Below are 25,608 nucleotides of genomic sequence, written 5' to 3'. Positions count from 1 at the left end.
TTTTTTTATTCTACGGACGGCTAACCGGGCATTAATTAAAAGAGACTGTGAACGCCTCGTCAGTAATTTGCCTGCCCTATTTATCCTCACTTATCTTAACTGCTAATTCCTTTAAATTTTTAAAGTTTCCTGGTGAAAATTCACTACTGTAGTCTTCTATTTTTTCTATTTCCTTAGGATTGTTTAACACAATATCAATAATACTTAATTGTTTCTCTATTTTCCTTTTTAATGGAATCACTTCTTCTTTAGCATCTTCAACTTCTTTTCGTTTTGATTTATATTCTGCAATTTCTGTATCTAGTTTCATTAATTTTTCAAATTCATCAAAATCTACGAAATCAGGTTTAATTATAGGTTCGTTATAAGAATATATTATTTGCTGCAATGTTTTATTTAGGTAATTATATTTAAGTATTTTATTGTCTAATTCAACTGTCAATCTAGCAATCTTAGTCAATACCGAGAAATAATAGGCACCATAGTTTCTTTCACTTGCTTCTTCAATAAATCTTTGAGCATTCTCTTTTTCATATAAGTTGGGAGTTATTATAAGTTGTTTATTTTTCGCCACTCGTTCCAAATGGTTTAATAAATACTGCGGAATTATATCATTGCTATCACAATACTTTATATATATATCGAAAGGCTTTTCACTCTCATTTATAGCACTTTCAATTTTATTTACGAGTAACTGTAAGTAATAATATGTGAAGTCTTCTTTACTTTCTCTTTTCATTATATTCAATACAGAAAAATCAATATTCATTAGTTGATCAAGTGAATTACTGCCAATTTCTCTCTTTAATTTTTCGACCAGTTCACGTTCTACAATGTTAATTAACTCAAGCCAATTAATCTCTGAATAATATTTCGGCTTTATAGTCCTTAGTAATACGCTTATTTCACTTGATTTTCTAAACGAACGGTTAATATACTTATCAACCCAACGTTTTATTTGTTCTTCACTAAACTTAATTATTTTTTCCCATTCATTCATAGTTATATTTGAATGTTTGTCATCAGAAAGCAATTTATATCCAGCTACTTCTTCAATGGTGTTATGATCAATATCATTTGTAAACAATGTATCGATCGCCGTATTTCTAATTTCTTTCCAATGTCCATTGGAGATATACCAAGGTTTTACTTTATGAAGAATATCTAGCTGTTTATAGTAATATGACTTTCTATAAAGACCCCGAATATACAAATCTTTAAAAGTGCTCAATAAATATATAACTATAATTATCCACGCGATAATAAGTGAAAAACTTATTTTATGATTTTCTAATGCATTAAGTCCCTGCCCCTCATTATGCTTAATAATCAGTGTCGAATCTTTAATAGGTTGTATGTTTGTTTGGATAACCATTTTGAATGTTCCCGTAACTGGTAGAGAGGTATATACAAGTTCAACGTTATCGTGACTTTTATATATTTGAAAATCATCTCCACTTGAATTCTTTTCAACGCTAACATTTTCAATTTCACCGTTCAAAATTACTTGAATATTGTTCGCTTCTTTATTTCCAGTATTTTTCACTTCTAATAATTGAATGTTTGTGTCCTTTTCCAAACCAGCAATATCCCCAATTATTGGAATGTTTTCTGAAAGTGTATATTTAACCTCAGGAGACTGTTGTTGGAAATATAGTAGACTTAATCCTGCTAAAATAGAAATAATAAAGGAGGAAAAATGTTGTGTTACAAACTTCTTCAAAGTTATTCTCCTATCTATACACCTTTTTTTCTTCTTGTAACATGTGTACACTAATTAATTTCCTGAATAGAGTTGTATCTATTTTACCATAATTCATTATCTTTCCAAATTAGATTTTCGAAGAGTAAGTTATTATGAGATTTGAGATATCTTTAAATCGATACTATAATTATCTAAAAAGCCTTCACGTAATTATATAACGGACATGAAGACCCCACTATATTCCATAAGCTTTTTTTAATGTCGATGTATTAGACCCCATCCTGTGACCTAGCCTTCTTGAACTTGCCCAAATATCCCTTACATACTAAAAACCCCTTGTCAACACAACCGTCTCCTAGCACCCACCAACATCAAGTGTTTCTATTCTCTCCTATGCTCTACCGTGACCTATTGACATAGCTCTATGTAATTCCATTGGCTACCCAAAGAAGAGAATTTATACTGCCACCTGCTATACATGTCCATTTTTCCGGTAGTGCCTTCTCCGCAATTTATCAATAAAGCGGTAGAATCATCATTTTAAAATTGGATATACCTGCTAAAAGATGTCAAGATATCCACCGTTCATTCGATGATCTAGCACAAATACAGCATACACATGCTACAGAAAAAAACTCATCTACTTGTGATGCTTCATATAAATGAAATAAAATAATCCATCCTATTGAGTGTGCCACTCTTGGATGGATTATTTTTGCAGATAAACTATTAGAACTTAAACCAAATATATTCTGCCAAGTTTCGTAATGCCTTGGCTCTTCTCTCGATCTCTTTTCTATTCCACGTTCCACTGACAGGGCTATAATTAAACGCTTTAATCGCCTTGTCATGCTTAGTATTTTTCGTCCCTGTATTAACACTTTCGACGATCGTTTTGGTAAGCATTGTTTGATTATTATAAACCTGTTTTTTACTATCAAAGTCCTTGTTCTTTAGAGAACTATTTCCAGACGGGTTTATTAGCGTAAGATTTCCGATACTTGATACTAAGGCTTGGTAATCCTCTGCAGTCTCTTTGACATGTTTCCAACCAGCAGACTTTTCTTCAGGCATGATGTGTTCAATCGTGAAACCGGAATGATCAATATCATCTAAAGACTCACCTAATTTAGACAGAATATATTTAGCTTTTTTCCGGTCAGACTTTTTCATTTTAAAATCCACTAGAGCGGTTAAGGCCTGCTCTTTTTTATCCAAGATTAATGCTTCTATATCCTTGATCGCTTCTTCAAATAATGCAGTGTCTATATGTGCATTTCTAATCTTTCCTGCAACTTTATACAGGCTTTTTTCAACAACATTAAATCTTGAAGCTGTAATTACGTAAGAGAAGATTAATGACTCCATTAATGTAAATACTTTTTTCCTCTTTGTTTCGTCAAGCTTCTTTGAAGCCAACACCATAACTAATACTTGCTTGACCCCTAACGCAATACAGTTATCAATAGATTCCTCGAAATTACCAGAGAGTGCTTTCACGTATAACTTGGCCTCATCAGCCAATTCATTGATAAATGCATTAATTCCTTCATTTGTATTTATCTCATACCCTAATGAGGCTTGACTAACTGTAGATGATTGGGTTCTCTTCTCAAACCAGTCATATAATTTAGCCTTCTGTACGAGGTGCCCTTTTGACATTACATAATGCTTTAAGAACGTGGAAGTTGGAACGAGCATTTTTCCATTATCAGAGGTTAGAACATTGATGAAGTTATCCCAGCTTTTTGCAACTTGATCATAGCTTCCGTCAGATAAGTTCCTCAGCAACATATTTTTCAAAAGATCTTCTGGCTGGAGTTTCGCCCCTCTATCATTTAACGTCTCAAAGATTCGAAAAGCCATATTAAGATCACTAGTTACCATGGAGACAATATGTACCCGTTTTGCCAAGTAGTTAATGAATCTTTTCAGTTCATTTTCATTAAATGAGCCCAGTTCTTCTTCAATTGTTACTCTGGCATTAGCCATATTCGTTTGAGATGTGGTAACCGTATTCCCAACAGGTCTACTATTTATTAAGTTAGTAAAAAAAGAGTTATCCTTTTCATGGTGTTTCAAGCGATTCATTGAAATAATAACCCCTTCATCATTCGGCGTCCCTTTGTAGAGGTATGGGGAATACAAACCTATATAATCAGTATCATTATTCTTATTAAATTGTGCTACCGCTACAGCAAAGATCAAAGAAAGCGTAGTAATCCTCTGTTGTCCGTCAACGACTACCTTCCGCTCTTTGCCTTCCGAAAAAACCATGCTGCCAATAAAATAGTCCTGTGTATGATCCTCATCCATACTTTCTTTAATATCGCTAATTAAGTCTTTTATATTATCCTTCGACCAAACGTAGTTTCTTTGAAGTACGGGTATTTCATAGTAATCTTGCCCATTCAACAATCTTTCTATATTAACTAAGCCATCTGAATAAAATTGTTTTGAATTACTCATTTCAATTAACCTCCTAAATCACCAACAGATACTGCATATGCGATACGCCCTATTGTTATGGAGATCATATCATACATCCTTAGTCGGGATCGATAGGCAGCTATGATTTTGTTTAAAAGTATAATTGAAATTAAGATTGTATCTTCTTATCCATAAGCATGTAACAGTAGGTGGTTTGCTTTTAAAAGCATCCTACTTCAAAGTCCTATTAATCATTAGATTTATTCCGATTGCCATTTAATGGTTCATCCAATCAGGCAATGAATGATATCTCAAGTTAAGTTAATATGTCTAAAATTATTTTGATTTAAATAATCCAATGTGGATATAAGATCTATTTCATGAGCCATATGGATCTTATCTTGCAGGCTCTTTGGTAAATAAATTGAGTACTTTGAGGAATAATATTCATTTTCTTTGGTATGTGGCAATAGCGCTTCCGGTTGCCAGTCTTTTTGCCGAATCTTGCTTAGAATAGTATTAATTTCAGGCGTCCCTTTAATTCTAATTCTCCCAATACCATCTATCCCTATTACATTGACACCAAATGCTCTTAACATCCAACCAAGAGTTTGAGCTATTGTTGTGCCAGTAAAGGTCTCTATCAACATCTCTTCTTTATCTACCCAAACTGGCCTTTGATTCGACAAAAATCCATAATGCTGATACTTAGCACGCATGCTATTGAGTGTATTTGTAGCTTCCTCGTTCGTATATGAGAACTCTCTATCAGAAATAGCAATCTCCCACATTTTTTTTCCGATTTTTTTGTGCAGCTTCCCCCCACTACCTACATACAGGGGAGGTTTTCCGTTCACTGCGCTATTTACATATACTTTATTTTTATCCGCATCGACACCTAAGATGGTCCACAATTTACCTGCTAGTATAATATTGTCTCCTGCACTGATGAAGGGTGATTTGTCTAGTTTACCTATCCTTCTAATCCCGGATAAGACTTCATATTCTTCAGGTGTTATGAAAACCGAGTAAAATTCCTTACTCCTTAATATCCGTTCCCCTTCAATCCCAACGATTAGTTCATCCTTTTCTCGAACAACTTCTAAGTGATCTTGCTCAATCATATGGCTGATCAATGCTTGGAGACTCACACTATCTATGGTATATAAAATGTGATTTGATCCAATTCTATCAATTAGTTCACTATAACTTACACCATTTGTCTCTTGGCAAATAGAGATGATTTGATGGAATGCAATGTCTATCGGAAACGGGTAATTAGCAGAGGGCTCTATCCATTTCTCAAGTACCAACTCCATAACGGCTAAGGACTGTAAAAGGCTATCTTCCTTGGTGCTATATAGTTGTAGCATTTGGTTTGCATCTTTCTTTCTACCAGACCGGCCTAGCCTTTGCTTTAAAGAAGATACAGTAAACGTGCTATCCAATTGAATAACAACGTCAATATCCCCTATATCAATTCCTAATTCCAATGAACTTGTGGCTACCACGCTTTTCGGTAGTTTAGATTCCATAATCGTTTTCTCTACAAATTCTCTTTCCTTTTTATCTATCGAAGAATGATGCGCGTAATATGTTTCCCCCATTTTCTCTCTTTCGGCTAGCCGATTTAAAAACACTGTAGTCTCTTCAACGTTACCTCTGCTATTACAAAAAATGATTGCTTTCTGATCCCTAGTCAATTCGCGTATATCCTCAAAAAATTCAACCGGAATTCTTTTATCCTCGTCCGTAGGTATGTGCATCAGGTGATATAGTAATTTCTTATCACTATCTAAAGCCTCAATGACCTCTACGGTTTTCGGATTGCTAAAATTAATCCATCGTTTCACGAGTTCAAAATTGTCTATAGTGGCTGATAATCCTATAATTCTAGGTGCATTTAGTGTGTAACTTTGAATTCGAGATAATAAGGAGCGGAGATGTACACCTCTCTCACTTCCAATGAAAGAATGAATTTCATCAATAACAATAAACTCTAAGTGTTGGAAAATTTGTAGCAGCTGTCCTGTTCTATTGATAAATAAACTTTCAATTGATTCAGGTGTAATTTGTAGGATTCCAGCTGGTTGATTAATAAATTTTTTCTTTTGACTTTGATTAATGTCACCATGCCAGCGATGAATTGGGATATCTGTATACTCACAAAGTTTTTCAATTCTCCCAAACTGATTATTAATTAGTGCTTTAAGTGGCGATACGTATAGTACTTTTAATGTTAAGGACGCCTTCTTCTCAATTAGAGAAACGATTGGCAATAAGGCTGCCTCGGTTTTCCCGGATGCCGTCCCTGATGATATAACCACATCTTTATTTGTATTTAGGATTATAGGTATAGTTTTATCTTGAATCTGGGTGAAACTATCCCATTTCATATCCCAAATCTTTTTCTGAATACTTTCGGACAACAACTCGAAGGAACTCATGGTAATCTCTACCCTTCTGTCCTTGAAAATCGCGACTGAATAGTAGATACTGTGTTTGCAGGTACATCTCTTTCTCCGAAAATTTCAGAACGAATAAAATCAGGGTTTTGATAGATTATATTTAGAGCCCCTAGGAACTTCCTTATGATGTCACCAACTGTTAAGTGTATATTTGCACCCGGTCTCGAATATTCAATGCGAAGAAAGTTCTTAATTTCTTCATCACTAATATCAACATCATATCCATAATGTCCTGCATGGATATCTCTAAGATTCCGAAGAAGAACGAATGTGTCATCATGTTGTAGAGGCGTTAACTTTATAACTGGCTGGGTAAGATCCCGATATTCCGACGTTTCGTGCGGGTTTGACTCTAAACGTCGTTTTAATGCGCCATAGCTGAACAGTCCCCGACGTTCATCCTCCAAGAATTCGGGTGTGCCACCGAATGTTATATATAATCCGTCCATATTTCCTTGCAAGGTGTCGTTGTAAATCCTTAATATGGTTTCATAATTTTTATCCCGTGCCTGAGGGTGTGTAATTTTATAAAGATTAATTGCTTCGTCAAAATTAATTACCAAGCCCGAGTAGCCAATTTGCTTAACAAACTGAGAAAGCACTTTGATGTAATCATAGTAATTGCTATCGTTAATAATATCTCTTACTCCTAAATCTGCTTTAGCTTCAGTTTTGGTACCATATTCACCTCGTAACCACCGTATTGCTCTACGTTGAAGTTCAGTATTATCTTCAATAAAACCTTTAAAATACAGAGTTAGTATACGTGCAAAGTCATAACCGCCTGTTAGAGCGTCCATCTTAGCTACAATTGAAGTGATTTCTGCTTCAACATCCTTAACAAACTCTAAATCATCGAAGTCTACAGAGCCATAATCCTTCTTTTTAACAACCAAGGACAACACTTCACTAATCCATTTATCCAAAATCGTTGGAAGGGCCCCTCCATCTGGCACTGTAGACGTGGATATATTTTTCATTAATTCAGTGTAAATAGCGACCGCCTTTCCTTCACCGCCATACAATCTTCTTTCCGGCGTAAAGTCCGCTTTTGTAACAACAAATTTTTCAGTAAAAGCAATTTGCTGTGTTAGAGCTTGGATAAAGCTCTTTCCACTCCCAAAGGGACCAATAATAAATTTTATTATAGAGGAACCGCTTTTCACATTGGTTAAATCAGTAAGAATTTGCTTCGCTTCCTCTGCACGACCTACCATTATATATTGTAGACCTCTACTAGGCACGACTCCCCCTAACAACGAATTTATTATAGCAGTTGAATCGCGTTTATTAATCTTCAAGCTTTACTCTCTCCTTTACCAATGGTAGGCACTGCTCGAATTCTTCATAGATAACAATGCTTTCACCCTGCTGTTCCAAAAGATTATCTCCAAGGAATTCATTCGACTTTTCATTCAATGTACTCAAAAACATTCCAAGCATCTGTCCCTGTTGCTTCACGAACAACTTTGCCTCTTCACTGTTAAGTTGTTCGTTTTCGAACTGGGACAAAAACTCCACTTCCATATTTGTCAATGACTCTATAAATTTATTAAGATCTCCGTCATCAGTACTTCCATAAATCAATTCTTGTTTTAAAAGAACATTATTAACTTCAGGTTTTGAGTTAACAGCCTCATCTTCGTCTTTGTTCCCAGAGTCCCCATCAAAGAGAGCCGAAAACTCTTTCTGCAAATCTTTATTCGCGTTTGCTATTTCTTCAATAGTCGCATCATTAAATTGAATTTTAGCGACACGACTACTATGATTCGATTCTTCCTTCGGCTCATACTCTTTTGTAGGTCGAGGAATTTTACTTCCAGATGAAGGACCGCTCTCCTCCTGTACCACTTTGAAACGCTTATTAGCAGATTTCACTTCTTCAAGTCTTTCAAATATCTCTTGTTTAAAATCGTCTGGCAATATACCATCCTCGACTTTTATTTCACGCTTCTCTCCATTCAGTGAACGGGTAACATTTTCTGCAAGCTTAAACAAGGCCGTTATTTCTTTGTAGAGTCTTTCGGTAGGAATATAGTTAGTTGTATATACATGGACATCGTCAACATCTCTGGCTAGAACAGCACTCCTAAAAAGGGGTCTTACATTGCGTTTTGTCACTTTCTCAAACCAAACATTCTCAAGCTTGCTTCCCTGTTCTTCATAATATTCTCTAAGCAGTGGGATACTTTCTTTGAAAGTTTTGTAAACCTTATTCTTGTTATTTAAAAAAAATACCGTCTCACGATAGTTTTGGATATAAGGCTTCCATGCTGTAATCGAGATTTTTTCAAGCACCTCTCTTTTTTCAACTAACTGCATATATAAGGAAGGGATTATTTCTAAGTCATCCCGCCATTCTTTCGCTAGTTCTCCTTCTCCCAATTCCAGTAACATATCGGCAATCCAATCTGATAAGTAATTGGCTACGTTAGGAATTCTCCCAATATAATTGTCATGTAACCTAACTAACATGCTTACGTTAAAGGCTGCCTTGGGGTGAAAAGTATAATTAATTAGTTCATACGTGAATAAAATAAGGTAGCTTAAATCCACGTCCAAATAATTTCCTTTTAAAGCTTGTTCCCTCCAATAAAAATACCATTTAAGCTGTCTATCATTTAATTTGCTAAAGGTTGTCCAATATTCTTTTAGAGGAATTTCTTGACACTTAATTTGTCTTTTATTTCTATAACTAAATGAATCTCTTGCGAAGTCTATTTGACTACTCGAATAGGTTATAACAATGTCGCCTCTATTTTTACTTTTCCTTGTATTTACTAAGGAATGAACATCCGCTTCTATTTTTTTAGGCGTTTGTAGTTGTTCATATTTTGCAAGTATGACGTCCTGCTCATTGTATAGGCTATGATCTTTAACTAATTCTTTCACGGTTTTTTTTGGTGAAACTACTACTTCTTTTTCTGTTTTATTTGCACTACGCTTTATATTTTCTAATGTAGTAGTATTATGGACAATTTTTCTATCAGGAGAATTGATCAAACCATCCTTTATTTGGGCATTAATCCTATCATTCCACTTTTTTATAAAGAATAAATCAATCCAGCCTAGAACCACCGGTATTAATGTCCAACAAAATAATAAGTAAACAATTCCCCTAATGTAGTTTCTGTAGTAAAAGTGGTGTACACCAATACCTCCAAATAAGGCGGCAAATATATATCCTGCAGTTTCCGATTTATAAGTAGGCAATTCACAACCCCCTATAACTTAAATACTGTATTCTATCCATTCCTTTTTACATTTCAACATAAACTATTTTCGATCTTGAGTCCCATAACTCTCCTCCTCATCCACCAAATACAACGTCTCCTCTCTCTCCTTCCGATACAAAGTAACCCTCTCTAACCTTTCCTTCAAATAATCCTGCAATGCCGAATCCGTACAAAACACAAAACATCCCTTCTGCCCACGAGTCATTAACGTCCTATATGTATTTCTAATGATGGGATCCGCCAATGCATGTGCTTTTTCCGGGTCTTCTTTTGCAATTCCTTTAATTCCCCTTAAGGACTGATCGGTCTTTGCACGCTTTGTGAAATCCGTAATAATTTGTCCGTTCTCAAAACGCATGTCGTTACCTATAATTACCCCGACATAGTCGAACTCCAATCCCTGTGCAGTATGGATGCAGCCGGCTTCTCTAACAGAGGAGTTTTCAATCGCCCATGTGTTTTCGATGTTCCAACTGATTCCGAAATCGTGCTCAGGTATAGAGATATCATGGTGGTCCACGTCCTGCCGATTTTCCTTTGGCCATTCCCAACAATACCCCGCCATCACACGGGATTTATTGTTTCGTTCATTCAATCTCTCAATTTCAGCAAGCAGGTCATTCGGATCATCGTATAGTCTAATATCGTAATCCATTCCCAAGTCATTCTTATTTGCCGTATTTCTAATTTGCAGCACATCATCTAGCCACGCGATATAACCGTCAGATCCGTCGCATCGGAACTGAGATGTAAGTTCACATGGAATTACTTCAGCATTGTATTGTTCCGCATAATAATTAATCATGTCGACACTGCCGATATCACTCAATGTGACCTTTTGATTTTCATCAATGAAAAAGATGGTGAACTTTGATCCTTTGATTAATTCCTTTACTTGGTTTTCACCTTTGTTACGGAACATACCGGATTTTTCGTTTAGACGATGCGCTTCATCCACAATCAGCACATCAAATTCATTATCATCCACTTCTGTAAAGCTGCCGGAGCTTTTGAATAGATTATCGATATGGGATTTCTTGAAATCGCCCTTGAGCTTGGTGGAGTAAATGTTCCGCGGGGCTGAGTTCTTTGTTACATACATCGTGACAAGCCCTTGGTCGATTAGTTTTACTAATAAATTAATAGCCAACACCGATTTACCGGTGCCAGGGCCCCCTTCCACGATCATCACTTGTTTAGTATCCGTTTTAACGGCTTCTATTGCTTTATGAAATGCCTCTTCAAAGAATACTTTTTGCTCATCAATCATGATGAACTCTTCATTGCCTTTCAGCATGTTGTTCAACGCATCTTGCAATGATTTTGAAGGTCGGATTTTCCCATTTTCAATTTGATATATCAGGTGATTCTGGTCACCTTTTCGAATGTACTTCTTAATGAATGCGCGAAGTTTTTGTATTTCGCCCTTTGTAAAAACAGGAGCCTTTTCGAGATGGTCTTGGTAATGAACATCTGTCAAAGGATCTTCCTCGGTTTTCCTATAGTTGTGTAAATACGCGCAAGGCTGCAACTGAATTTCTTTTTCTTGCACATTTTCGTTAAAGTCCTCAATGAGGGCGGCATACGACCACGCTTGATAGGAAGGATGAGTCGTCTCACGGTTGGCTTTACCTAAATACGTTCTTACAATCGCATCCCTAGAGGTGACTTTTTCGACTTCTTCCCATTGCTTCAACTCCACAATGACAACATGATCTCGCTTGCCATCATTGCCGGCAATTAAAAAGTCCACTCGTTTAGAGGTGTTAGGGATATTAAACTCAATCGCAACTGAAGCGTCTTTTGGAATTTCGTCGTCCTGCATGACATTCGACATCTTTTGTAAAGAGTTCTCCCACGAACGAATTTCGGCCTTAGATGTTCGCCCTATTTTCTTCTGATAGGAATTGTAGAGACGGTCAATGAGCAATTCATTGACAACGTCCCCTACAAATTGCTCTTTTGTAGATTCATATATGATCATGATTGCACCAACTTTTTTATTAATTCCTTAATTTTCATTGTCTTACAATTCCATAATTACCGCAAGGCTAGATACCGAAGATGATTTTCCTCTTTGTTCGCTCAATATTCGTGTAACTTCAGTCTAATTGTGTTAAACTACACGTAAGATAAAAAAGACCGGATGCACCAACATCCGATCACAATGCAACGGACATACCGCAAGAAGAGCGGTTGACCGGTAGCGAAATAAAGTGTCACAAAGAGTAATCACCCTGCTTTCTTGGTCGTTAGCGGTGGGTGGTTACTTTTTTCTATTGGTGTATAGAGCAATCATCGCTACAACTGTTGCTGCCACTGTTGCGAGAAATATTCCAAATTGGAACATCATGTAAATTGCTTCGTATGTCACCATATAAACACGTGCCCGCACGATGCGGGTCATGCGGGCGTTGCCACAGGACGTGGCGCATTTAGCCCGCCTTACATTTTAAAAAGGGAGTACCAACCGCCCATCCGCTATATGCCGTTGCTACTATTAGTCTACCATATTGGTATTTAATTATCGATTGAAGATTATGAAATCTTCTATACGATTTACCCAGCTAGAAAAGGATAAATAGAATAGAGCCAGAAGCATTAAGCTCCTAGCCCCCTTGTTTAATCACTCTTTTTCCTCAAACGCCTCCGGATATTAAACGTACCTAACACTTCCAGTACTATGATCCACCGTATCAATCGTCATATTCAACTTCTCTGCATCCACACCTTCACAGCATGATGAATCCCTTTCTTTTGATTAATCTGTAAGCTAACAGATTTAACATCGGAAGAGGATCAATTTGGTTTTTCCTTTCGTACCAACGGTTAAAATCTTTTAGGCAGTTTACTATCGCTGGCTTATTTAATTTCCCCATTTAAACTCTACTAAAGTCCAGCCACCCTCACTCTATCGAATGAAGAAACACAAGTTTTTTGCCGTCCTCAACATCTTTTGAATAGCGTTCAGCTTCATCATCTTTGATTCCCATTTCCATAAGTGCATGCTTAAATCCGCCAGCACCCGAGTTGGCCCCTATGACTGCGCCTCCAATTGTGGTGATAATAGGACCTGCGGCCAACACAGCACCAAATCCGGGAATCAATACAGTGGATAACCCCGCTATCACTCCTGCTAAACCAATTGCTCCTCCCGTTGCAGCTCCAGCGATGGCTCCATCTTTAATGGAGGGTTTCACTTCCTGTGCAATATCCGGTAGTTCGTTTGTGTTTTTAGCAATCACTGAAATTTCATCAGTTGTATATCCCTTCTTTAGTAAATCCTCAACGACTTCAACTACTTGTTGTTCATTTTCGTATATGCCAATAACATGATTTTGCATTATTAGTTACCTCCCAATTCTATATATCCTCTACCCGTTCTTTGATTTTTATAGTCACCGATCTTACCAGCTTCGATGATCCCATCACAAGTAGTAGCAATCAGTCCAATAACCCATAGGATAGATATATCTATAGTCTTTATGGAAAGGGGGGTATCATGAATAATTCAGTTGTTTCAGCTGCTATGGGCTATCCAGGTGTTGTGGCGTTTGTTAGTGGAGATGTAACGGGTGATACAGTGATCGATCAAATCTATCTCACTGGCTCAAAAACGGCTGATAGTCCATTTATCCAAAATATAACGCTTCACGTTAGGGACGGTAGAACAGGAATAACGACAATGATTCCGCTTCATAACAATGTTGGCTATAACCCGACACTGTTCTTGGGAGATTTCACAGGGGATGGCGTAGATCAGATCGTAATAGGTATTGCTACGGGCGGCAGTGGTGGAATTATAAACTATTACATTGTTTCCTTTGCCGGGAATATGGCGAGAATCCTTTTTGATTCTGATGTTTATAATAATCAATTCCACTATGAGGTCACGTATCAAGACAATTATAAGGTTGAAGTTGTTAGCAGACCGAATGACGAGAGATATATTATTGATATATCACTCAGAGGAGCGGACTATTTAAATGAAATATATGATAGGGATGGCAAGCTGAAAAGCCCGATTACCGGATTTGTGGATCCATTAAGCGGCTTATATCCAGTTGATTTTGATGCCAACGGAGTCTACGAACTGTTAGCTTATCAAAAAATATCCGGAAGATATCATGGGGATGGATTAGGTTATATTCTGAATACACTTGGATGGAGTAATAATGGATTTGTATTGCAGGAACAGTATTTAGCTATATATGGTGCGCAGGTGTAGTGATAGCAAGCCAAGGGTGCCTGTGCACCACACATTTATGACAATTCATCATTAATGATATATATACAAAAAGGAGTCAATCGACTGTTGAGTTGATTGACTTCTTTAATTACTTCATGCAATTGTAGTGTATAGTCTGAATTGTGCGCTGCACAGGCACCGGAAAGATAATTTTTAATGATTTACCTCTTGCATGCCATCTATAGGTACCCTCACGCCAAGATATTTCAATGTACAATGGAGGACTTTTCTTTTTCTTCTTCTAATTCTTCTAATACAAAATCGATAAATCGATCAAGGTAATGCTGTACGCCTAATTTTGCGATTGCCGAAACGTTCTTCCCATGCATTTCTGCTACTAGTTTGAGTTTTTTCATTTCGTAATCATTTAGAGTTACAGTGACCTTTGTTCTCATGCATTTAACCCCTTTACTATTTCCCTTACAGCACGGATGTTGACGAATACTATATTGATTATCAACATTAGGAAAACAATTTGCAATGGTAATTAAACGCAATTGCGATTATCCTTCTTCAACAGACCTGCTCCTTTAGTTGAACAAGGAACTAGAGCCGTCTATGCAGATCCTATCTTCATGTAAAGCACCCGTTCGTGAAAAAGGTATATTTCTTAAACCACTTTTCTCGCTTGTAGATCTATTAGTGAATATTCTTTTGTATTATTCATTGGATCTAAAACAGGAAAACTCCAATACCCTTTCCATTTGGGTTCAAGATAATATTTTGGTATTTGATTACTTAATACGGTATGGGCAATCTCATTGAAATCTTCTCTATCACATTCTAATGATCACCCTACACTCAGTTCTGTTCCACCTCTCCACCCTGGTTGTATGGAAAACTTGTTTGGTGGTTGGTTATATTCTGCATTGTACTCAATACTTAATTGGTGATTTCCAATCTTAAGAGTAATCGAACCTTTATCATCGCATATAAGGTTTAACTGAAGTATATCAGAGTAAAACCACTTCATTTTCTCCACAATCGTTACAAAATAAATATGGATATCCCCATCGCTTTGCCATATTAAATGCCCCTTTTTAGAAGATCTGCTTCTTCCACTAAACTGCCCTGTTAATTTAAGTGTAACTCTTCACAAACCACGAAAATCAACCAGCACACTTGACATATTTTTACATTATTTAATCGTTAGCCATATTCCCTCCAATCCCCTCTAAAACTTGGCTGTATTTTTTTTGAAAATGCCCATCTCCGTAAGCTTAAACTTCATTCTTTCATTTAACGAAAGATGATTTTCAACAAAAATTGATAAGTTATCTACATTAATTTCTTTATAATTATGTAATCTTCCGGTTTTCCTAGATGAATAAATATCTCCTGAATAGGAGGAGCACAGCAAGTATTCACATGAATTGTTTTTACTGAAACGTGCTCACCTTTTGACTGAAGCCACCTTTTCACATTTGCAACTAACTCTATTTGCATCCCTATTCCTTTCTTTCACCTTTTCTAATATGGATTATTTCATTCTCGATACAGAGTATGCTCTATGTGAATTAAGGTCCAAGGTTTATTCCCTGTTTTTGAATAAGTTGTAAAATACTCTTTATCTTCCTCTATTAGATTCCAAACCATTACTTCATCGACCATGATTTTAAAAGCTACGTCTTCAGTTTCATTATTCGGATCGTAAGCTTTAATCCAGTATTCCTCATAATTGTCCGAATGTCCTTTTTCAGTAACTTTTAAGAAAGAAGTCGTCGATGATTTTCCACCACAAGAAGTTAGTATCAATAATACAAATAAAAGTAAGAAAACAGACGTTTTTTTCATTTCCCCTCCTCCCTCTCCTTTCTATTTCACGTTACTTCTTTAATTCAATTCAACATGAAGAACCACTTCTCCTGTTTTTTGCCTTCATCTAACAATCGATTGTTAGAATAGTCTTTCCTATGTAGGTTTATTATAATGGTGTAAGCTAATCATAGGTAACGAAGACAAATTCAAATTACGAGGTGGAGAAACATGGGAGCATTTGAGGAACTTACAGTAGAAGCCACTGTTCAAGCACCAGTGGAAAAAGTTTGGGAGTATTGGACAGATCCAAGTCATATAAAAAAATGGAACAGTCCATCTGATGATTGGCATACACCATTTGCTGAGAATGATCTTAGAGCAGGTGGGAAATTTGTTTCAAGAATGGAAGCAAAAGATAGTAGCATGGGGTTCGATTTTGGTGGAGTCTATGATGAAGTGAAATTACATGAGGTGATTTCTTATACAATGGGAGATGGAAGAAAAGTCAACATCATCTTTACAGATCAAGGAAACGAAACTGAGGTCATTGAAACGTTTGACGCTGAAACTGAAAATCCAGTCGAATTTCAACGACAAGGTTGGCAGGCGATTTTAAATAACTTTAAACAATACGCAGAACAAACAAATCAATCCTCATAATGAACAATGGCGGTATCTGTAGTTATCAGGTACCGCCATTTACTTATGCTAACTACTTTTCATCCTTCTCTAATTCAGAAGACCACTTTTCTTTCCACGCTTCCACCTTCGCGTCGATCTCATCCTTCGCCTTCGTTGCTTCTTCACTCTTCTGCTCTTTTATTTCACTGAAATGTGCTGAGCGCAGCTCGCCCATTTCCTTTGCAATCTCTGTTACCTCGTTCGCTTTTTCATCGTCAATAAGCTTTTTTTTCTTCAATTCAGCGACTGCATTGGTGATCCGGGTTTTCTCTCGCTCCGAAAGATTACTGAGTGGATCATGGATTGCAATGAGCGCTTCCTTTTGATGAACCAACTCATGGAGCTTGACGCCTTGTTGGCTCATCACTTGCATCATGCTCGGCTTCCATTTCTTTATAATCACCCCTTCAAATTCAGACGGGTTGCGCACTGTCGCATATTCACCGCCGCCAGCTTCCGCCACTGTTTTTAGCTGATTTTGTCCTTCATCATCGACGTCGAAGCCGATTATATTTACCTTCGCCTCGATCTCGCTGTCATGCAGCTGTTTCGCAGCGGCAACAGGATTTCCGTCACACGTCTCAACGCCATCACTTACGATATAAACGATATTCCTGTACTGCTCTTTGTCATAAGAGGAAAGGTACTCATGCGCCTTTTCCATCGCCCCCGCTAATGGTGTCCAGCCGCTAGCCTGGAATGAATCCATTGCTGTTGCGAAAGAATCTGCATTGTACGCTCCAAGCGGGTATAGTTCATCAATCGAACTGCAAGAAAGCTGTTTATCCGCTTCCGTCCCGGCTCCTTTATGGCCGTACGCAAATAAGGAGACATTGACGTCTTCGGGCAGCTGGCTAGTGAATTCCTCGATTGCCTGCTTCGCAAGAGACATACGCGACTCGCCACCAATTTCCGCCTTCATGCTTCCGCTTGCATCCATCAAGATGACTACATTCGTCTGTTGTCTCTTCGCAATCTCAATTTCATCCTCGCCTTCCGGCAACTCCGGCATGACATATCCATGCGCATAAGCCGTTAACGGGTCATAGAATGTTGAGTATTGCCCCGAACCCAATTGATACACAAGATAATCATATATCTCGTCCGCGCTCAAATCCGGATGCTCCTCTAAATATGTAGGCAACTCTTTCTCCATGATCCCTTTGAACGTATCTTCATAGAATCGATGATAATAAACCCAATTGACCGTCCTTGCCGCTTCGATTTCGGGGTCCATATGCGCTTCCACTAACTTGCCGGCAGGCTGGGCAATCATCTCCTCTATCGTCCGCGCTGCTTTAGGTATTTGCTCATCGGCGGCGACCGGCTTTGTTTTGCCTTCATCTGCTGCTACTGTGACCTCCGACTTTACTTCTGGCTCCGGCTTATCACTACATGCAGCTAGCATTAGACAACCAATCAACGCCAGTGCGAATTTATTGTTGTTACGCTTCATTTCACACACCCCTTTGCTTGATCTATTTCTTTTATACGAATACGAGTCACAACCGTTCCTATGTGTAAACGACTATATTTATAAAATAGGTGAAAAGACTGAAAACCAATAGAGGACGAAGCATAACAATTGGTATGCTTTATTATTGGGCGAATTTGTATAGCTCGCAAATAAAAAGCGCCGAATCCTATAGGCAGTTGAATAGTGTGCACCGAAATATCAACAACTCAATGATTTTCTTTTATTCGGTAGTACCCCCTGCAAAACACAGAACTATTTGGTTTTATTAAAATCAAAAATGAATTAACTATATCGGAAGCAGAAATTATTAAATTAAACCAGCTGACAAATAAAATGAGTGCTTTGAAATCGCCCGATACATAGAACGACGTAATAGCTGGGATAATCGTTAATACGATAAAAGGTAAGCTCATAAAGATCCAAAATCTCTTTTTAGAAAGTACTGCATTTGTATTGAGCCAAAAATAGATTCCTTTGAACGTTAAGCTCATATCGCCTTTCTTGTTTATGACAAGTATATGAAGGGCTTCGTGACTAACAAAAACCAATATAACGATGAAAAGTATGGAAAATTTTGTCATATGAGTAAAACTCCCTTTGCAGAACCAGTATGGCCCAAGAAAAAAAGCAGCCATTAACAGATAAACAAACTTCATATAATGCTTTCGAAACCAAGCATTTTCAATGAAAGGTTTCCATTCTGACAAATCCAGTCTTGGCTGTGGCAATTGCCGAAACCACAATATCATAACCGTTCCTGCCTTTCCTATAATCTAGTTTTGAACGAGTAACATTTTCAATTCTTACTTGGTTAGTTACAAAAGTTACTAATTTGTCAAACACAATATCAAATCAATCTGTTACGATAATACATACTACAAGCACCTACAGATAACGGAGTTGATAGGAAATGATATGGACGATTATTGCTATAGTGATCGGAGCAATTATTATATTTATAACGAGTCCCACAAGCGCACTTGTAGGATGGTTTTTGAATAAATTTACAACTCATCCAAAACTTGACCCGAACGATATAACTATCACATTTAACGGAACACACTTAGAAAAGGAAGAAAAAAATCGATTTAGTGAATATTATAATGAAGCTCAATACGTAAAGAGAAATCATATATTCCCAGGTACTGAAAAATCGTTTCTATATCCAGAGACTGCTGTGATTCCATATGTCATCAACATAAAAAGCAGAAAAAAAGAAATGAATTTCTTTCTTTACCATTACGATGACCACGTTGATGTAGTCAAGCAGTGGAAGAAAAAAGTTACTTCTTTTAGCCTTAGTTCCAAGCATCTGCAAAACTTCACTATCGCCGAAAAGGCTTGATTCAGGTGCCTGTGTACCACACATTTATGACAATTCAATAAAAAGTATATAAATACGAGAAGAAGTCAACCGGCATTCCATTTGGTTGGCTTCTTCATTTGTTTTATGCAATTGTAGTGTATTTACTGAATAGTGTGCTGCACAGGCACCCAAACAATTCCCAAGCAATTCGTTTTTCAGAGAACGTTCGCCTGTTTCAACATGAAAGCGCGCAATACATCCGCTCCAATCATCAGCTGTTCCATTGACGTATATTCGGCTGGGTTATGGCTAAGTCCGTCCTTCGACGGGACGAATATCATGGCAGTCGGACAGAGTGACGCCATATTCATGGAGTCATGCCCCGCGCCGCTTGGCATTTTGAGACAAGTCACTCCTTTTTCTTCGCAGATTGCTTTCAATCCCGTAACGAGTTCGCTGTCCATTTGCACGGGTTCTTCACGGGACATTTCGTCCATCCAAATATCCAGGCCGCGTTTGTTCGCGGTGTCGTTCACCGCTGTAGCGAGTACATCGACGACGCGCTGGCGTGATTCCACATTCGTGCCTCGAATATCGACGTAGAGATCCGCGGCGCCAGGCACTACATTCATCGCACCTGGCTCTATGGAAAAGACACCGACTGTGCCGACTGTACCGTACGCGAGCTCGGCGAGTGCAGCTTTCTCGACGGCAAGCGCGATTTCCGCGCCTCCAAGTAAAGCATCATGACGGTAATCCATCGGCGTCGTTCCGGAATGGTCCGCTGTTCCATCTATATGCACATGTAAACGGATCGGCGCAGCAATGGCAGTCACCACGCCGATTGACGCCTCCTGCTTTTCGAGTACAGGGCCCTGTTCGACATGCAGCTCGATAAACGCTTTGATTTCATCCCTGAAGCGTTTTGCCAAGTGTACTTCTTCCAGATCGAGTCCGTTTTCTTCAAATGCCTGCATTAGCGTAATGCCGTTTTTGTCCGTCAGCGACCGGGTGTACGCCGGATCCAGACGACCTGACATCGCTTTGCTTCCAAGTGTCGATGCCCCGAAGCGTGCAGACTCCTCGCATGCAAAAATGATGACTTCAAGTGGGTGCTCTGTCTCCACTCCTTCATCTGCGAGAGAACGCATGATTTCAAGTGCAACAAGGACGCCCGCCGTCCCGTCAAATTCACCCGCCGCATAGACGGAGTCGATGTGAGAGCCGGTCGCGACAGCCGGCAGGTCAGAAGAACGCCCCTCCCGCCGGGCAATGACGTTTCCTGCATAGTCGATCCGCACTGTCAGCCCCGCAAGTTCTAGCTGCTTCATCAGGAAGTCCCGTGCATTCCGCTCGGTTTCGGTGTAAGCCAGCCGATTGATGCCTTCCCCTTCATCTGTAAATCTTGCAAGCTCTTCAAATGACTGACGCAAACGTTCCAGCTTCATGGCGATCCCCCCCGATTCATTCATTTATTTATCATCTGTTTATTTATGTTTTCATCTCTTTCTTGTCTTATCATATTCCAAACTTCACTCTATCACTATATAATTATACCAACATTCAGACACCATTGGTATGGAATTTAAGCAGGTGCCTAAAAGGTGCCTGTGTGACACACACTTATGACAATTCAAGATAAGTAATAAAAATACTAATATATGCCGACTCAATGTTGCAACGGTTGGCTTCTTCATTTATTTTATGCAATTGTAGTGTATTGTCAGAATTGGTTGGGTGCCTGTGCGATACACATTTATGACTATTCAACAAAAAGTATAGTAATACAAAAAGAAGCCACCTCACCGTTGATTTGGTTAGCTTCTCATATTTCATTTATGCAATTGTAGTGTATTTACTGAATAGTGTGCTGCACAGGCACCAAGATAATATCACTCATTCAACTTCTGATAAATATGGAGCATTTGCTGTTGCTCTTCGGGAGTTAGTTTTTCAAACAAATTTTTTCTCAGTGCCTGGCCTTCGAGGTTTGCGCGTTGTAAAATTTCATTTCCCGCTTCTGTAATCGTTAAGTAAACAATGCGTCTGTCTTCTTCATCAGTAGAGCGGACGGCAAGTTCCTTTTTGACAAGTTTCTCTGTTAAATGAGTAACAGTGGGAGGGGTCAGTCCAAGTACTTTCGCGATATCAGAAGGCCGGCTTTTCCCATTGGACGCTAAATGGCCGAGAAGGAGTATATGGGATACACCCAAATCTTCATTGAATAATTTATTCCATTGAATGATCAAGTTGTTCGTGAACTTGTCCATATTGTGTATGATGTCAAAAATTGTTTCTTCCTTCATTTTTTCTCCTACTTTCTAAATAAGCAATACCATTTTATCATATACGGCCCCTGTTATAGAAAAAGAACCTAAATTCGATGATTTAGGTTCATTCAAAATTCCCTTATTCAATTACTGTGCAGAGAAGCCGCCGTCGATGACAATTTCCGCGCCCGTAATATATGAAGAGTCATCACTTGCCAAGAAGAGTGCTGCATTGGCGATATCGGCCGGCTTGCCAAGACGTTGCAAAGGTGTTGCGCGAACGAGTTGGTCAAGCAACTCTTTGGATGCGCTTAGGTTTTGCGTCATAGGTGTTTCAATAATTCCAGGGAATAGCGCATTTACACGCACACCTTGACGACCGAATGTTGTCGCTGCTGCCTTTGAAATCGCGCGGACAGCCCCTTTGGATGCAGAGTAATGGTTAAACCCTTGTCCGATTTGCGCCGTGTACGATGAAATATTAACGATCGAACCGCTCTGTTGTTCAGCCATGATTGGCGCTATATGCTTCATGCCTGCAAAAGGACCGAAGCTGTTGATTGCCATCATTTTTTGCCAATCATCCATGCCGATTTCCGTAAACGCTTTTTCAGAGGAAATCCCCGCGTTGTTCACAAGAATATCAATGCGGCCGAATTTTTCTTTCACGTCTTTTGCAAACGCAGCCCACTCTTCGTCGGACGCTACATTCAACTTCATGCCATGCACATTTTTCTTTTCACTCGCTCGTTGTATTGCTACTTCGTTGATATCCGCTGCAATGACAATCGCGCCCTCTGATTGGAACAGATCTACCATTCCTTCACCAATACCAGAAGCTCCACCAGTTACAATCGCTACTTTTCCGTCCAATTTACCCATGTTGAACATCTCCTTATCGTAATTTAATTGAACCGCCGTCAACCATGATTGTTTGTCCTGTAATGTAGTTCGCATCATCGCTCGCCAAAAATACTGCTGTGCGGCCGATATCGCCTTCCGGATCGCCTAGACGGCGCAACGGAATGCGGTTGATCATCGCTTCGTACATATCCGGCGCACTTTGAGCCCACGCTTCCACGCCTGGTGTCAAAGCGATCAGTGAAATCAGGTTCACATTGATGCCTTCCGGACCCCACTCATTCGCCGCCACACGTGAAATCGCGCGGATCGCTTCTTTCGCTGCTGCGTAAGATGCTTGTGTCGGCTGACCATCCAAACCAGCGCCTGATGCGAAGTTGATCACTTTCCCCTTTGTCTTCTTCAACTCAGGATAAGCAGCTTGCATGAAATGGAATGTCGGATAAAAGCCTGTCCCGAAAGACAAGTCAATCATATCCATCGTCGTCTCCGCGAATAACGCTTGTCGGGATGCATGTGCGTTATTCACGAGGATGTCCAACTTACCGAACTTCGCTACGACAGCTTGTACAATTTCAGTAACGTTTTCAGGCTTTGAAATGTCTTTAATGAACAGCATGCTTTCCGTAAGCTCGGTCAATTCTTTTAACGTCTCTTGCCCTTTTTCTTCATTAATATCAATAACTGCGATATGTGCGCCCTCTTTCGCCATGGCAAGCGCGATTCCCCTGCCAATCCCTGATGCGCTTCCTGTAATGATTGCCACTTTTCCTTGTAATCTCATGCTAACCCTCTCCTTAATGATTGGAATGAATACATTCCTAATTGTTGGATAGCTTCCTGTCACGTCGTCATTCAGATAGTTAGATGTCTAATTGTTTCTTAACTAAATATTAATACACAAGTAGGGAACAAGCAACTAAAAAGACTCAAATTAGGTGCCTGTGCATCACACATTTATGACAATTCATTAAAGTTTATATAAATGTAAAAAGAAGCCTACCAGGTGTTGAAACGGTCGGCTTCTTCATTTATTTTATGCAATTGTAGTGTATTGTCAGAATTGATTGGGTGCCTGTGCGCCACACATTTATGACTATTCGATGAAAAGTATATTCATACAAAAAGAAGCCAACTGTTCGTCTGCATAGCTGGCTTCTTAAAATAGTTTATGCAATTGTAGTGTATTAACTGAATAGTGTGCTGCACAGGCACCTACTTTACTACGGTTACTGGGCAGTTGACGTGTTTCATTACTTTGTGGCTGACGCTGCCGAGGATCATTTCTTGGAAGGTGTTTAGGCCTCGGCTACCGATGATGAGTTGGTCGATGGATTCGGCGTTCACGTATTTGATGATTTCCTGGCTTGGATCCCCTTTTAGCATTGTCATTTTCGCTTTCACGCCGGCATTACGTGCCAGCTCCAAAACTGGGTCGGCTTTCTGCTTTCGTTTCAGCAGGAGGCTTTCTTCGCTTTGCGATAAAAGCCGCTCGTCTTTCGCTTTATTAAAATCCGCTACGTAGATGAACTCCAATTGCGATTCCGGAAAATGTTGTGCGAGCGTAATTGCATGTTTTGCAGCACGCAGCGCATTTTCCGAACCGTCGATTGCTACCGCAATCTTCATGAACATTCCTCCCTCATTGTAACTTCTCGTATAACTGTTCACTTGAAGAATTGAGCCCTTGGATTGTCACAGAGACCCCTTCTTCCTCAAGCTTCCCCTTCACTTTACTGATTGCACCGACAGCGGACTCGTCCCATAGCTGGCTGTCTTCAAAGTCGATACAAATTTCCTTTTCCTTGACGTCGTTGAATGATTGGATGAATTTTGTCGTCGATGCGAAAAACAGAGGCCCTTTAACCTTATATATGCCCGCCTCCGAAGTCACAGTCACACGGGATATTTTGGAGACAAAAAATAATGAGCTTAAAACGACGCCAACGACAACGCCGATCGCAAGATTATGGGTGTACAGAATGATCGCGACGGTGATGAGCATGACGATTGATTCCGTTTTCGGCGCTTGCTTCAGGAACTTGAACGAGCCCCAGTTGAACGTTGTTGCAGCGACCATGATCATCACTCCTGCAAGTACCGGCATCGGAATTTTGACGACGACATCGCCCAACACAATGATTAAAAAGATGAGGAAGACGCCCGCTGTAAATGTCGATAGGCGTCCGCGCCCGCCTGATTTGATATTGATGATCGATTGCCCGATCAACGCGCACCCTGCCATTCCACCGAAAAAGCCTGTCAAGAAGTTCGCGATCCCTTGTCCGCGCGCCTCCCGATTTTTATCGCTAGGCGTATCCGTCATATCATCGAGCACTTGGGAAGTGAGCAAAGATTCGAGTAGACCGACAATCGCTAACGCCAATGAATACGGGAAGATGATCTTCAACGTTTCCAAATTCAATGGAATATCCGGAAGGAAAAACGTCGGCAGTGAACTTGGCATCCTTCCTAAATCGCCGATTGTTTGCAGCGATACACCGCTTATAAGGGCTATGCCCGTCATGACAACAATCGCAATGAGTGGTGCGGGGATTGCTTTAATAAAACGCGGAACCGCGTAAACCAATACCAGTGTCGCGATTGCAAAAATAAAGGTCATTGTGTCATGCCCTCGCAAGTATGGCAGTTGGGTCATGAAGATCATGATGCCGAGCGCATTTACGAAGCCGAGCATGACGGAGTTCGGGATGAAGCGCATTAGATTCGCCACCCCGAGCCCCCCGAGAATCAATTGAATGATCCCGGTTAACACGGTTGCTGCCAGCACGTATTGCAAGCCGTGATCCGCCATCAAGTTGACGAGCACTAACGCCATTGCCCCGGTTGCCGCGGAAATGAGACCCGGACGGCCGCCGACAAATGAAGTGATGACGGCAATTGTAAACGAAGCGTAGAGTGCGACACGCGGGTCCACTCCTACGATGAACGCAAAGGCTAACGCTTCAGGAATGAGCGCCAGCCCTACGACGATTCCCGCTAATATATCGGCCCGGATATTTCCGAACCATTGTTGTTTCAAGGTATGCATATGTTGTTCTCCTCTAGTTGCATTATAAATCGTTCCAATTATAACAGAAGGCACGGTTTAGGTGGTCATCTATAACACATTGAATTGTCGATACCTTTACCAAAATCTAAATATA

At 39.4% G+C, this 25,608-nt stretch carries 21 protein-coding genes; 3 read left to right on the top strand and 18 right to left on the bottom strand.

The genetic code is table 11. The annotated features are described in order from the left end of the window. Window positions 1-76: 76 nt before the first annotated feature. From M3152_RS14385 to M3152_RS14350, 8 genes are all read right to left on the bottom strand, one after another. Window positions 77-1,723, bottom strand: coding sequence for a hypothetical protein (locus M3152_RS14385; RefSeq protein WP_251696081.1), 1,647 nt, complete (start codon window positions 1,721-1,723; stop codon window positions 77-79). Between the two features lie 711 nt (window positions 1,724-2,434). Then, a complete protein-coding gene (locus tag M3152_RS14380) occupies window positions 2,435-4,174 on the bottom strand; it encodes a DUF262 domain-containing protein (RefSeq protein WP_251696079.1) in 1,740 nt (579 codons plus the stop codon). Between the two features lie 272 nt (window positions 4,175-4,446). Then, complete coding sequence (locus M3152_RS14375) at window positions 4,447-6,531, bottom strand: DEAD/DEAH box helicase (RefSeq protein ID WP_251696077.1); 2,085 nt, start codon at window positions 6,529-6,531, stop codon at window positions 4,447-4,449. A 59-nt stretch (window positions 6,532-6,590) separates the two neighbouring features. Then, window positions 6,591-7,904 (bottom strand): ATP-binding protein, encoded by a 1,314-nt coding sequence (locus tag M3152_RS14370; RefSeq protein WP_251696075.1) that lies wholly within the window; start codon window positions 7,902-7,904, stop codon window positions 6,591-6,593. Then, entirely contained in the window at window positions 7,894-9,816 is a 1,923-nt protein-coding gene (locus M3152_RS14365) for a TerB N-terminal domain-containing protein (RefSeq protein ID WP_251696074.1), read from the bottom strand. Before M3152_RS14365 ends, M3152_RS14370 begins: the two co-directional genes overlap by 11 nt. A gap of 63 nt (window positions 9,817-9,879) precedes the next feature. Next, window positions 9,880-11,823 carry a DUF2075 domain-containing protein gene (locus tag M3152_RS14360; RefSeq protein WP_251696072.1) on the bottom strand — a complete coding sequence of 648 codons (1,944 nt, stop codon included), beginning with the start codon at window positions 11,821-11,823 and terminating at the stop codon, window positions 9,880-9,882. Window positions 11,824-12,105: 282 nt separating this feature from the next. After that, entirely contained in the window at window positions 12,106-12,216 is a 111-nt protein-coding gene (locus M3152_RS14355) for a putative holin-like toxin (protein WP_285847237.1), read from the bottom strand. 529 nt (window positions 12,217-12,745) lie between these two features. Continuing rightward, complete coding sequence (locus M3152_RS14350; protein ID WP_251696070.1) at window positions 12,746-13,183, bottom strand: general stress protein; 438 nt, start codon at window positions 13,181-13,183, stop codon at window positions 12,746-12,748. Window positions 13,184-13,341: 158 nt separating this feature from the next. On the opposite strand from M3152_RS14350, the gene M3152_RS14345 reads away from it, so the two are divergent. Then, complete coding sequence (locus M3152_RS14345; RefSeq protein ID WP_251696068.1) at window positions 13,342-14,067, top strand: VCBS repeat-containing protein; 726 nt, start codon at window positions 13,342-13,344, stop codon at window positions 14,065-14,067. A 227-nt stretch (window positions 14,068-14,294) separates the two neighbouring features. On the opposite strand, the gene M3152_RS14340 is transcribed toward M3152_RS14345, so the two are convergent. Together M3152_RS14340 and M3152_RS14335 are read right to left on the bottom strand one after the other, a co-directional pair. After that, a complete protein-coding gene (locus M3152_RS14340; RefSeq protein WP_251696066.1) occupies window positions 14,295-14,483 on the bottom strand; it encodes a hypothetical protein in 189 nt (62 codons plus the stop codon). 1,090 nt (window positions 14,484-15,573) lie between these two features. Beyond that, window positions 15,574-15,882 (bottom strand): hypothetical protein, encoded by a 309-nt coding sequence (locus M3152_RS14335; protein ID WP_251696064.1) that lies wholly within the window; start codon window positions 15,880-15,882, stop codon window positions 15,574-15,576. Between the two features lie 192 nt (window positions 15,883-16,074). Here M3152_RS14335 and M3152_RS14330 point away from each other — a divergent pair, with 192 nt between their 5' ends. Next, window positions 16,075-16,506: an SRPBCC family protein gene (locus tag M3152_RS14330; RefSeq protein WP_251696063.1), complete on the top strand. Its 432-nt coding sequence runs from the start codon at window positions 16,075-16,077 to the stop codon at window positions 16,504-16,506. A 52-nt stretch (window positions 16,507-16,558) separates the two neighbouring features. On the opposite strand, the gene M3152_RS14325 is transcribed toward M3152_RS14330, so the two are convergent. After that, window positions 16,559-17,983: a vWA domain-containing protein gene (locus tag M3152_RS14325; RefSeq protein WP_251696061.1), complete on the bottom strand. Its 1,425-nt coding sequence runs from the start codon at window positions 17,981-17,983 to the stop codon at window positions 16,559-16,561. Between the two features lie 227 nt (window positions 17,984-18,210). Further along, the gene (locus M3152_RS14320; RefSeq protein WP_251696059.1) at window positions 18,211-18,753 is read right to left on the bottom strand and encodes a DUF3267 domain-containing protein; all 543 of its coding nucleotides are present in this window, start codon (window positions 18,751-18,753) and stop codon (window positions 18,211-18,213) included. Window positions 18,754-18,914: 161 nt separating this feature from the next. Between M3152_RS14320 and M3152_RS14315 the strand changes: the two genes are divergently transcribed. Continuing rightward, a complete protein-coding gene (locus tag M3152_RS14315; protein WP_251696057.1) occupies window positions 18,915-19,349 on the top strand; it encodes a YfmQ family protein in 435 nt (144 codons plus the stop codon). Between the two features lie 176 nt (window positions 19,350-19,525). On the opposite strand, the gene M3152_RS14310 is transcribed toward M3152_RS14315, so the two are convergent. From M3152_RS14310 to M3152_RS14285, 6 genes are all read right to left on the bottom strand, one after another. Next, complete coding sequence (locus M3152_RS14310) at window positions 19,526-20,758, bottom strand: Zn-dependent hydrolase (protein WP_251696055.1); 1,233 nt, start codon at window positions 20,756-20,758, stop codon at window positions 19,526-19,528. Window positions 20,759-21,202: 444 nt separating this feature from the next. Next, window positions 21,203-21,616, bottom strand: a complete 414-nt coding sequence (locus M3152_RS14305; protein WP_251696053.1) for a MarR family winged helix-turn-helix transcriptional regulator — start codon at window positions 21,614-21,616, stop codon at window positions 21,203-21,205. 111 nt (window positions 21,617-21,727) lie between these two features. Beyond that, window positions 21,728-22,462, bottom strand: a complete 735-nt coding sequence (locus M3152_RS14300; RefSeq protein WP_251696051.1) for an SDR family NAD(P)-dependent oxidoreductase — start codon at window positions 22,460-22,462, stop codon at window positions 21,728-21,730. Between the two features lie 13 nt (window positions 22,463-22,475). Then, window positions 22,476-23,225 (bottom strand): SDR family NAD(P)-dependent oxidoreductase, encoded by a 750-nt coding sequence (locus M3152_RS14295; RefSeq protein WP_251696049.1) that lies wholly within the window; start codon window positions 23,223-23,225, stop codon window positions 22,476-22,478. A 431-nt stretch (window positions 23,226-23,656) separates the two neighbouring features. Then, window positions 23,657-24,070: a universal stress protein gene (locus M3152_RS14290; protein WP_251696047.1), complete on the bottom strand. Its 414-nt coding sequence runs from the start codon at window positions 24,068-24,070 to the stop codon at window positions 23,657-23,659. Window positions 24,071-24,083: 13 nt separating this feature from the next. After that, window positions 24,084-25,493 (bottom strand): SulP family inorganic anion transporter, encoded by a 1,410-nt coding sequence (locus M3152_RS14285; RefSeq protein ID WP_251696045.1) that lies wholly within the window; start codon window positions 25,491-25,493, stop codon window positions 24,084-24,086. Window positions 25,494-25,608: the final 115 nt, after the last annotated feature.

The sequence above is a fragment of the Sporosarcina luteola genome (genome assembly GCF_023715245.1).
Taxonomy (GTDB): domain Bacteria; phylum Bacillota; class Bacilli; order Bacillales_A; family Planococcaceae; genus Sporosarcina; species Sporosarcina luteola_C.
The sequence above is the reverse complement of the archived record's forward strand: the minus strand, read 5'-3'. Positions and strand labels throughout refer to the sequence as shown.

What these genes read in the sequence shown, in the direction of transcription:
- M3152_RS14305 (WP_251696053.1), bottom strand. Translation starts at nt 21,616, where the DNA reads ATGAAGGAAGAAACAATTTTTGACATCATACACAATATGGACAAGTTC.
- M3152_RS14300 (WP_251696051.1), bottom strand. Translation starts at nt 22,462, where the DNA reads ATGGGTAAATTGGACGGAAAAGTAGCGATTGTAACTGGTGGAGCTTCT.
- M3152_RS14285 (WP_251696045.1), bottom strand. Translation starts at nt 25,493, where the DNA reads ATGCATACCTTGAAACAACAATGGTTCGGAAATATCCGGGCCGATATA.
- M3152_RS14330 (WP_251696063.1), top strand. Translation starts at nt 16,075, where the DNA reads ATGGGAGCATTTGAGGAACTTACAGTAGAAGCCACTGTTCAAGCACCA.
- M3152_RS14340 (WP_251696066.1), bottom strand. Translation starts at nt 14,483, where the DNA reads ATGAGAACAAAGGTCACTGTAACTCTAAATGATTACGAAATGAAAAAA.
- M3152_RS14290 (WP_251696047.1), bottom strand. Translation starts at nt 24,070, where the DNA reads ATGAAGATTGCGGTAGCAATCGACGGTTCGGAAAATGCGCTGCGTGCT.
- M3152_RS14310 (WP_251696055.1), bottom strand. Translation starts at nt 20,758, where the DNA reads ATGAAGCTGGAACGTTTGCGTCAGTCATTTGAAGAGCTTGCAAGATTT.
- M3152_RS14350 (WP_251696070.1), bottom strand. Translation starts at nt 13,183, where the DNA reads ATGCAAAATCATGTTATTGGCATATACGAAAATGAACAACAAGTAGTT.
- M3152_RS14325 (WP_251696061.1), bottom strand. Translation starts at nt 17,983, where the DNA reads ATGAAGCGTAACAACAATAAATTCGCACTGGCGTTGATTGGTTGTCTA.
- M3152_RS14320 (WP_251696059.1), bottom strand. Translation starts at nt 18,753, where the DNA reads ATGATATTGTGGTTTCGGCAATTGCCACAGCCAAGACTGGATTTGTCA.
- M3152_RS14375 (WP_251696077.1), bottom strand. Translation starts at nt 6,531, where the DNA reads ATGAAATGGGATAGTTTCACCCAGATTCAAGATAAAACTATACCTATA.
- M3152_RS14295 (WP_251696049.1), bottom strand. Translation starts at nt 23,225, where the DNA reads ATGAGATTACAAGGAAAAGTGGCAATCATTACAGGAAGCGCATCAGGG.
- M3152_RS14345 (WP_251696068.1), top strand. Translation starts at nt 13,342, where the DNA reads ATGAATAATTCAGTTGTTTCAGCTGCTATGGGCTATCCAGGTGTTGTG.
- M3152_RS14335 (WP_251696064.1), bottom strand. Translation starts at nt 15,882, where the DNA reads ATGAAAAAAACGTCTGTTTTCTTACTTTTATTTGTATTATTGATACTA.
- M3152_RS14360 (WP_251696072.1), bottom strand. Translation starts at nt 11,823, where the DNA reads ATGATCATATATGAATCTACAAAAGAGCAATTTGTAGGGGACGTTGTC.
- M3152_RS14315 (WP_251696057.1), top strand. Translation starts at nt 18,915, where the DNA reads ATGATATGGACGATTATTGCTATAGTGATCGGAGCAATTATTATATTT.
- M3152_RS14355 (WP_285847237.1), bottom strand. Translation starts at nt 12,216, where the DNA reads ATGGTGACATACGAAGCAATTTACATGATGTTCCAATTTGGAATATTT.
- M3152_RS14380 (WP_251696079.1), bottom strand. Translation starts at nt 4,174, where the DNA reads ATGAGTAATTCAAAACAATTTTATTCAGATGGCTTAGTTAATATAGAA.